General features: G+C 68.3%; 7 protein-coding genes. 6 read left to right on the top strand and 1 reads right to left on the bottom strand.

Annotated elements, in window-relative coordinates; translation table 11 throughout:
* The 3 genes from AC5RUF_RS13740 to AC5RUF_RS13730 form a co-directional block, all read left to right on the top strand.
* Positions 1-1,282: aldehyde dehydrogenase family protein (locus AC5RUF_RS13740; RefSeq protein WP_494130953.1), on the top strand; the 1,282-nt coding region annotated here is incomplete at its 5' end.
* Positions 1,283-1,336: 54 nt separating this feature from the next.
* Positions 1,337-2,188 carry an IclR family transcriptional regulator gene (locus tag AC5RUF_RS13735; RefSeq protein ID WP_494130952.1) on the top strand — a complete coding sequence of 284 codons (852 nt, stop codon included), beginning with the start codon at positions 1,337-1,339 and terminating at the stop codon, positions 2,186-2,188.
* A gap of 62 nt (positions 2,189-2,250) precedes the next feature.
* Entirely contained in the window at positions 2,251-3,003 is a 753-nt protein-coding gene (locus AC5RUF_RS13730; RefSeq protein WP_494130951.1) for an IclR family transcriptional regulator, read from the top strand.
* 37 nt (positions 3,004-3,040) lie between these two features.
* On the opposite strand, the gene AC5RUF_RS13725 is transcribed toward AC5RUF_RS13730, so the two are convergent.
* Positions 3,041-4,252 (bottom strand): FAD-dependent monooxygenase, encoded by a 1,212-nt coding sequence (locus AC5RUF_RS13725; protein WP_494130950.1) that lies wholly within the window; start codon positions 4,250-4,252, stop codon positions 3,041-3,043.
* A gap of 246 nt (positions 4,253-4,498) precedes the next feature.
* Here AC5RUF_RS13725 and AC5RUF_RS13720 point away from each other — a divergent pair, with 246 nt between their 5' ends.
* The 3 genes from AC5RUF_RS13720 to AC5RUF_RS13710 are packed head-to-tail and all read left to right on the top strand — an operon-like array spanning position 4,499 to position 8,387.
* Entirely contained in the window at positions 4,499-5,275 is a 777-nt protein-coding gene (locus AC5RUF_RS13720) for an electron transfer flavoprotein subunit beta/FixA family protein (RefSeq protein ID WP_494130949.1), read from the top strand.
* 11 nt (positions 5,276-5,286) lie between these two features.
* Positions 5,287-6,279 (top strand): electron transfer flavoprotein subunit alpha/FixB family protein, encoded by a 993-nt coding sequence (locus AC5RUF_RS13715; RefSeq protein ID WP_494130948.1) that lies wholly within the window; start codon positions 5,287-5,289, stop codon positions 6,277-6,279.
* On the top strand, positions 6,279-8,387 hold the full coding sequence (locus AC5RUF_RS13710) for a cytochrome b/b6 domain-containing protein (RefSeq protein WP_494130947.1): 2,109 nt from the start codon (positions 6,279-6,281) through the stop codon (positions 8,385-8,387). Before AC5RUF_RS13715 ends, AC5RUF_RS13710 begins: the two co-directional genes overlap by 1 nt.
* The last annotated feature ends 617 nt before the right edge of the window (positions 8,388-9,004 follow it).

Genomic DNA, 9,004 nt, shown 5'->3' with positions numbered 1-9,004 from the left:
CCGCGCCGCGGTGCTCCGCCGCGCCAGCGAACTGTTTGCCCAGCACGCGGACCGGATCACGCCGTGGATTGTGCGCGAGAGCGGCGGCACCTGGGCCAAGGCCTCCACCGAGGTGCTCGCCGCGGTGTCCGAGTGCGCCGAGGCGTCCGCGCTGCCCACCCTTCCGCAAGGGGACACCCTGGCCACCAACAAGCAGCGGTGGTCCTTTTCCCGCCGGGTTCCGGCCGGCGTGGTGTCCGTGATCGCGCCGTTCAACTACCCGCTGACCCTGGCCATCCGATCGGTGGCCCCCGCGCTCGCCGTCGGCAACGCGGTGCTGCTGAAACCCGATCCCCGCACCACCGTGTGCGGCGGGGCCGTGATCCAGCGGATCTTCGAGGAGGCCGGCCTGCCCGCCGGTGTCCTGCAGGTCCTTCCCGGCGGGGCCGGGATTGGCGCGGCCGTGGTCAGCGCCCCCGAGGTGCGGATCATTTCCTTCACCGGTTCGACGGCGGCCGGTACCAAGGTGGGCGAAGCGGCCGCCCGGCAGATGAAACGCGCGCACCTGGAGCTGGGCGGCAACAACGCGGTGATTGTGCTGCCGGGGGCGGACATTGCTGCCGCTGCGGCGGCCGGGGCGTTCGCCTCCTTCCTGCACCAGGGGCAGATCTGCCAGGCCGCCGGCCGGCACCTGGTGCACGTATCCCAGGCGGCGGATTACATTGCCGAGCTGGCCCGGATCGCCGGTTCCCTGGTGGTGGGGGACCCCTGGCGGCAGGAGGGTGTCCAGATCGGACCGGTCATCGACGAGCGCCAGCTCGCCGCGGTCGAGGCGCTGGTGGACGGCGCCGTGGCTGCCGGTGCCGAGGTACACGCCGGCGGGAAGACGGAGGGCCGCTGCTACCTGCCCACCGTGCTCTCCGGCGTCGACCCGGGGATGCCCGTGTGGCAGGACGAGATCTTCGGACCCGTGGCCCCGGTCCTGGTGTACGAAACCCTCGATGAAGCAGTGGAACTGGTCAACGCGAGCCGGTACGGGCTGTCCGTGGCGGTGCTGGGCGACGCGGGCACCGCCATGACGGTGGCGGACCGGATCCACAGCGGCATTGTGCACATCAATGAGCAGACCGTGGGGGACGAGGCCACGGCGCCGTTCGGCGGGGTGGGCGCCTCCGGAAACGGTGCCCGGTTCGGCGGCCCGGAAGCGAACTACGAGGCGTTTACGGAGACACAATGGGTCACAGTCCGGCCGACCATCGAGACCTACGCCGTGCCGTCCGGGCGGGCGCCGCTCAACGGATAGAATCGCCGGATGGCGGGTCGAACAGGGCCGGCTGAGTAGATAGACGGAGATTTTATGGCAGGCAACGGCGCGATGGACCAGAACGAGGATGCGAAGCGGTCCGTCCTCGGGAGGGCCTTCGAAATCCTGGACTGTTTCGAGGGCGGCCAGGAAATGACCGTGGCCGGTATCTGCGAACGGACCGGGCTTCCGCCGGCCACGGTGCACCGCATGCTTGCCGCACTGGTGGAGTGGGAGGGCGTGGAGCGGCTGGCCCGCGGCCGGTACCGCCTGGGGGCGCGCATCTGGCGGCTGGGCGTCAGTGCACCGCAGGTCCGGCGCCTGCGCGAGCTGGCCCAGCCGTACCTGGTCAATCTGCACATGGCCACCCGCGGAACCGTCTATCTGGGCGTCCGGGACGGCCAGGACGCCGTGTTCGGTGACCGGATCACCCGGGTCAAGCCCACTGCGGCCTCCTCCTTTGTCACCCGGCGGATGCCGCTGCAGAGCACCGCGGGCGGCCGGGTGCTGCTGGCCTACAGCGAGGACGCCTGGGCGCAGATCCAGAAAGACGCGGCCCTGGAAGCCGAGGAAAGCAGTGCGGCGGGGTTCGACGACGACGCTGCGGCCGCTGCGGCCCGGCACGGCCTGGCAGTGCTGGGACGCGAGCTGGCCGAGATCCGGAGCCAGGGCTACGGCGTGATGCATAATGACGGGCTGCCCGGCCGCACCTCGGTGGCGGCGCCCGTGTTCGGGGAACTGGGCACCGCGGTGGCCAGCCTCACCGTCTCCTTCCCGGAAACCCGGATTCCCGAGCCGCGCACCATCCTTCCGCAGGTCCTGGGAACCGCCCGGGCCATCAGTGCCGACCTGTCCCGGCACTCCCTGCCTGCGTCGTCCGCCATGCCGTCGGAACCGGCCCACTAAGTTTTCAGCGACACTTTCCAGAATCACATTCTGGAAGGCGACATCCAGCTAAGGTCGGACCTATGAATGCGAAGCAGCGCGAGAAGGACGAGCCCACCTATCCCATCGGGTCCGTGGACAAGGCCCTGCGCCTGGTGGTGTTGGTTTCCGAACACCCGTCGGGTATCCGGATCGGCGAGGTTGCTGCCGCCCTGGGTGTGGCTCCGTCCACGGCCCACCGGCTGCTGCAGATGCTGGTGCACCGCGGGTTCGCGCGGCAGGACCCGGACACCAAGGCCTACCACCCCGGGGAAACGCTGGACCGGCTCTCCGATCAGCGCGAGCGGGTGCGGCAGCTGGCCCGGCCCATCCTGACCGGCCTGGTGGAGGAGTTCGGCGAGACCGTGCACCTGGCTCTGCTGGACGGGTGGAACGCCCTGACTATCGGCTCCGTGGAAAGCCCGCATCTGCTGCGCGTCGGCAACCGCGAGGGTCACGCCCAGCCCGCGGTGCGCAGCGGCATGGGCCGGGTGCTGCTGTCCGGCAGCGACACCCAGGTGCCCGCGTCCGTGCTCGAGTCTGCCGGCGTGGACCGGGAACGGTTCGAAGACCATCTGGCGGAGATCGAGGCGAACGGTTTCCTGCTTCAGCACGGGGAAGTGGAGCACGGCGTCAGCGCCCTGGCCGTTCCGGTGTACGGGCGGGACGGTGAATCGGTGGACTACGCCATTGGCGTCACGTACCCCACCGGGCGGATTGAGGAAACGGCACTGTCCGGGCTGGTAGAGGCTGCAAAAACAGCAGCGGCGCAGCTCGGAGATGAGCTGCACCGCTGAGCTGCACCGCTGACAGGCGCCGGGTCCGGCGGCCGGGTTAGATCGGGTAGTTCCGCTCCTGCGGGGCGCGGTCCAGCGGCATGAACATCCAGTCCAGGTCCGAGTAGTCCTTCGGATCGTGGTCCCGGAAAATGAAGTTGCGCATGTTCCGGCCCACTCCCTCAATGTGGAAGAGCTCTCCCGCGGCCCGGGCCAGGCGCTGGATGTTGCCGGCGTGCTTGAGGCGGCGGTCCTGGTACGCGGCGAAGGCGCCCTCGACGTCGTCCGTCCGGTTCAGCTCCTCGGAGATCGCGATGGCGTCATCAATGGACTGGGCGCCGCCCTGGGCGAGGTACTGCAGCATCGGATGGGCGGCGTCGCCCAGCAGGGCCACCCGTCCGTCTACCCATACATCCGCCGGTTCGCGGTCATACATGGGCCAGCGGATGTCGCGGCTGAGGTACTGGCCGGCGTTCTGCACGGCGTCGCAGCACGCGGAGAAGCGCGCGTCCAGTTCTTCCGGGGTGCCCCAGTTGTCGTGGTCCGGGGAGTAGGCGTCCGACTTGAAGACCGCCACGTTGTTGTACAGCTTTCCGCCGCGCAGGGGGTACTGGATCAGGTGCATGTTCGGGCCCAGCCAGCACAGCACGGCGGGGGAGGAAGTGACGTCCTCGCCCACGGCTTCGATGGGGACCGTGCCGCGGTAGGCCACGTACTTGGACGGCACCAGGGCGTCGTCGATGATGGCCCCGCGCAGGTTGGACCGCACGCCGTCGGCCCCGATCACTGCTTCGGCAAGGTACTGGGCGCCGGAGAGGGTCTTGACCAGGACCGTGCCGTCGGCCTGGTTGGTGGCGCTGAGTACCTCCGCGTCGGTCTGCAGCTGCACCCGGCCGCTCTCCTGGCAGGCCTCCAGCAGTGCGGAGTGCAGGTCCGCGCGGTGCGTGACGATGTAGGGGTAGCCGTAATGCGCCTGGAACTCTTCGCCCAGGTCAATGGTGGCAATGGTCTGGCCGGTGACGGCGTCAATGTAGATCTTCCGCTCCGGGACCACCGCGTCCTTCTTGACCTTCTCCAGCACGCCCAGCCGGTCCAGCGCGGACAGGGCATTGGGGGCCAGCTGGATGCCGGCGCCCACCTCGGCGAATTCGGGGGCGCGTTCCAGGACGAGGACGTCCTTGCCGGCACGGGCGAGGCCGGCAGCGGCGGCGAGGCCGCCGATTCCTCCGCCTACCACCAGGGTGTGGACCTTCGTGATCTCCTGCGTCATTTCTTGCTCTCCTCCGGTGCCGAATGCACGGCGTCGCCGTTTTGCTGATTCTGTATAGCGGAACTTGATTCGTTCAAACAGAATAGAGAGGGATGTGACCTGCGTCAATGGGTTGCCGGCGCACTATCAGCCAGTGAGAGGACCGGTACGCAGGCCTTGACGCCGCCCATAGGCTGACGCTGATGAGACTGAGGTGGTGCCCGCGGGCCGGGCCGCCATAGCTTCCGCACACATAAGGAGCCGTAAATGAGAATCGTTGTCTTGGTCAAAGAAGTCCCGGACACCTATGGGGAGCGCAAGCTGTCCCTGGAGACCGGGCTTGCCGACCGCGCGGCCGGGGACGTGGTGATGGACGAAATCGGGGAACGTGCCATGGAAGCCGCCCTGACTTATGCCGATGCCACCCCCGGTACCGAAGTAGTCCTGCTGTCCATGGCACCGGAATCCGCGACTGCAACTATTCGGAAGGGCCTGGCCGCGGGCGCGTCCTCTGCCGTGCTGGTGGCGGACGAGGCCCTGCTGGGCGCGGACATGGGCCTGACCTCGGAGGTGCTCGCCGCCGCCATCCAGCGCATTGACGCTGACCTGGTGATTGCCGGCAACCAGTCCACCGACGGTTCCGGCGGCATAATGGCGGCCATGTTGGCCGAACGGCTGGGGCTGCCCCAGCTGACCTTCCTCTCCTCCGTGGAGATCTCCGAAACCGCAGTCTCCGGCACCCGGATGACGGACGCCGGCACGGCACAGGTGTCCGCGGACCTGCCCGCGGTGATTTCCGTGACCGAAGCGCTGCCACCCTGCCGCTTCCCCAACTTCAAGGGGATCATGGCCGCCAAGAAGAAGCCGTTCGAGCTGCTGACCGCCGCGGACCTGAGCCTGGACGCCGAACGCCTGGACGTTCCGCGTTCCATCCTCACCCAGGTCTCCGTCCGTCCCGCCCGGGGAACGGGCGTGACGATCGTGGACGACGGCGACGGCGGCCGGCAGCTGGCGGAGTTCCTACTCGAAAACAAACTGGCCTGAGGGGCACCATCATGACTGAATTTGCAACTGATTCCATTCTCGTGCTGCTGGACACCCTTCCCGACGGAGCCCTGGCCAAGAGCGCATCAGCGCTGCTGGGGGCCGCGGACAGCATCGGCACCCCCGTGGTGCTGCTGGCCGGAAAACCGGACGAACTGGGGGAAGCGGCCGAGGGCGCGGCCGGTTTCGGTGCCGCGCAGGTCCTGGTGGCAGACACGTCCGCCGCCGGCGCCGAGCTGACCGTGCCCACCGTGGATGCCCTGGAAGCGGCCGCCGCCCTGGTGCGGCCCGATGCCGTGCTGATCTCCCACTCCGTGGAAGGCCGCGACGTCGCCGGCCGGTATGCGGTGCGCGCCGGCACCGCTGTGGCCGTTGACGCCGTGGGTGTGGCCCGGGATGCCGAGGGCATAGTCGCGCAGCACTCCGTGTACGGCGGAGAGTTCCTGGCGGAATCCGCCCTGACCTTCGGTGTTCCGGTGGTGACGCTCCGCCAGGGGGCGGTGGAGGCACGGGCGGAGGCTCGGCCGCTGCAGCGGCAGGACCTGTCCTTTACGCCTTCCGGCGTCCGCGCCGGCACGGTGGATTCCTTCGACGCCGCTGCCGTCAATGCTTCCCGGCCGGAGCTGCGAGGTGCCGCCAAGGTGGTGGCCGGCGGCCGCGGCCTGGGCTCCCTGGAGCAGTTTGCCCTGGTGGAGCAGCTGGCCGACGAACTCGGCGCCGCCGTGGGTGCCTCCCGTGCCGCCGTCGACGCCGGGTACATCCCCTACGCGCACCAGGTGGGGCAGACCGGTGTTTCGGTGTCCCCGCAGTTGTACGTGGCGCTGGGTATTTCCGGTGCCATCCAGCACAAGGCCGGCATGCAGACCGCCAAGACCATTGTGGCGGTCAATAAGGATGCCGATGCGCCGATCTTCGAGGTGGCGGACTTCGGTGTGGTGGGTGATCTCTTCACCGTGATCCCGCAGGCCATCGAGGTGCTCCAGGCGAAAAAGGCGGCGTCCTGATGCCTGCCGCAACCACCACCCTGCGCCGGGGGCTGCCCCGCCGGCCGGGCGGGGAGCCGTGGCCGGAGGTAGATGGGGGAGCGGTGGCGGTTGTTGGGGGCGAGGTCCCGGTTGCGGCGACTGAGGTTGCGGCGGTCGCTGATACGCAGGCTGAGGTCGCCCCGCAGGTTTCCGCTTCCGTAGGCCCGGCAGCACCGACCGAGGCGGCCACGCAAGATGCCGACGAAGCACCGGCCGTTGCACAGGCTGGGGCCGCCCCGGCCGCTGATCCGCAGGTGGCAGCCCAGGCGGCAACGCCGCAGGAGCCGGAGTCCACAGCACAGGCGGTTGCTGCGGCCGGAGCCCCTGAACCGACTGCCCAGCCCACTACGCCGACCGAATCTGCATCACCATTGGCGACCGTTTCCCTGCGCCGCGGACTGCCGCGCACCCCGGGCGGCGAGCCGTGGCCGCCCGGCGGAGTGTCGGTACCGGCCGCAGCCGCCGTTTCGGCGTCGTCGGACCCGGCTAAGGCTTCCGCACTGGATTATTCAGCAGTCGGCGCCTCTGTCCCGGGCGCTTCGGCACCTGCCGTTTCAACGGGGGCCGACTCAGCGACTGTTACGGAAGCACCCATCGCCGACCCGGCGTCGGGCTCCTCCGCGGCCGTGGCCGCCTCCAGCCCGGGATGCGCAGCTGCAGCCGGTGCCCTGAATCCGGACGGCGCCCGGACCGAGACAGTCCGGCTGCGGCAGGGACTGCCCCGGAGAGCCGGAGAAGACTCCTGGCCGACGGTTGCCGAAGTCCAGACCGTGGCCGCCGTCGAGCCCGTCGCCGCGTCGTCGTCACCTGAGGCGGGTGCACCCGTTGCCGCGTCAGTGACTACGGACGCAGTGGCAGCAGATGCCCCGGAGGCCGCTGCGGCGCCGACAGTAACCGCAGCACCTGCCGAGAAGGCATCGTCAGTAAGTGTTGCGGCGGGTCCGGCCGAGCCGGCGGCTGCAGCCAAGTCTGCCGCTCCTGCCGGGACTGCAGCTCAGGTCGAGCCAGACGCCCAGGCCAAACCGGCTTCACCTGTCGCTTCAGCTACCCCCGTGGCCTCCGCCAAGCCAGCCACCGCGGCCAACCCGGCGGCCTCAGACAGACCGGCCAGACCGGCCAGACCGGCCAGACCGGCAACCCCGGCCTCTGCGGGTTCCGCCTCCGAGCCCGGCAAGGCGTGGCTGTCGAACCGCTGGGCGAAGCTCGGCATCGCCGCCGCAGCCCTGGTGGTTCTTGCCGCCGTGGCAGTGCTGTGTTCGCGCTGGTTCCTCAGCAGCGATGCGGGCGTTTCGTTCCTAGCGGCGTATCCGGGGGAGTACCACTTGCCCGAGGGCGCTCCGGTCGGCCTGCCTGCGTGGCTGGGCTGGCAGCACTTCATGAACGTTTTCCTGATGGTGCTGATCATCCGTTCGGGCCTGCAGATCCGCCGGGAAAAGCGGCCCTCCGCGTACTGGACGCCGAAGCGCACGGGAGGAGCCAAGGTCAGCCTCACCGTCTGGTTCCACCAATCACTGGACCTGCTTTGGCTGGTGAACGGGGCGGTGTTCGTTGTGCTGCTGTTTGCCACGGGGCAGTGGATGCGTGTCATTCCCACCTCGTGGGAGGTCTTCCCCAACGCGGTGTCCGCCGGGCTGCAGTACATGTCCCTGGACTGGCCGACGGACAACGGATGGGTGAACTACAACGCCCTGCAGCAGCTGGCCTACTTTGTCACCATCTTCATTGCCGCACCGCTGGCCGCAGCTACCGGTTTCCGGATGTCCGGCGTGTGGCCGAAGAAGGCCGAGAAGGCCAGCAAGTTGTTCCCCATCGAAGCGGCCCGCCGGGTGCATTTCCCGGTGATGCTGTATTTCGTGGCGTTCATTGCCGTCCACGTCATCCTGGTCTTCGCCACGGGTGCGCTGCGCAACCTGAACCATATGTACGCGGCGCAGGGTTCCACCGATCCCTCGGCCTATGCGTCCAACTGGTTCGGTTTCTGGATGTTCGTCCTGTCGCTGGCCGTTATAGGGGGAGCATGGGCAGCCAGCCGGCCGTTCCTTCTGGCGCCGGTGGCCTCCCTGTTCGGGAAGGTCAGTTCCCGGTAGCGGTTTCCCACTCCTCCGGCCACGGGATTCCCCTATCCCGTGGCCGGAGATTTATCCCGGGGTTGACCGGCCGAGGATGCCGGGCAAGGTGTTTGAATTAATAGCCATGGCGCCAACGCGGCCTCGATACCGGCGATCCGGCCCTTGGTGGCCGAACCGATCGGCGAATGTTGCTGTATTACCTCACCAGAGGGGCGGCGCCGATGGTCGACGTTTCATCGCGCAGGGGCCATACGGGATTTACCGGCGGATCTCATACGCCGGAAAACTAGGCACCAATATCGCCAACCTCGACGAGATGCGTCTGTGGGCCTTTGTGCGGCGGTACACGGCTTCCTAGACACCATCCGGGACGTGCATTCCGAAACCCCGCTGGTGCTGCTCTCGCCGATTCTCTACGGTATCCACGACGTCTACCGGAGAAGTCTAGTGACAGAGGAATGCAGCCTCTCATCCGGCAGCTCGGCAACATCTGGCGTGATCCAGAGCTGTCCTAGTAGACCTCCGCTACTGGTCTGCAGCCGATTCTTACAGAGTACTTAGAATGAATTCCTAGAGGCAGCCCCCGGTCACGACCTAGAGGCAGCCACTTCGTCATCCAAGGATCCTCGGCCTCG

It is taken from the genome of Arthrobacter sp. Y3224198 (assembly GCF_059090025.1).
Note: the sequence above shows the minus strand (reverse complement) of the source record. Positions and strands in the feature narration are given on the sequence as shown.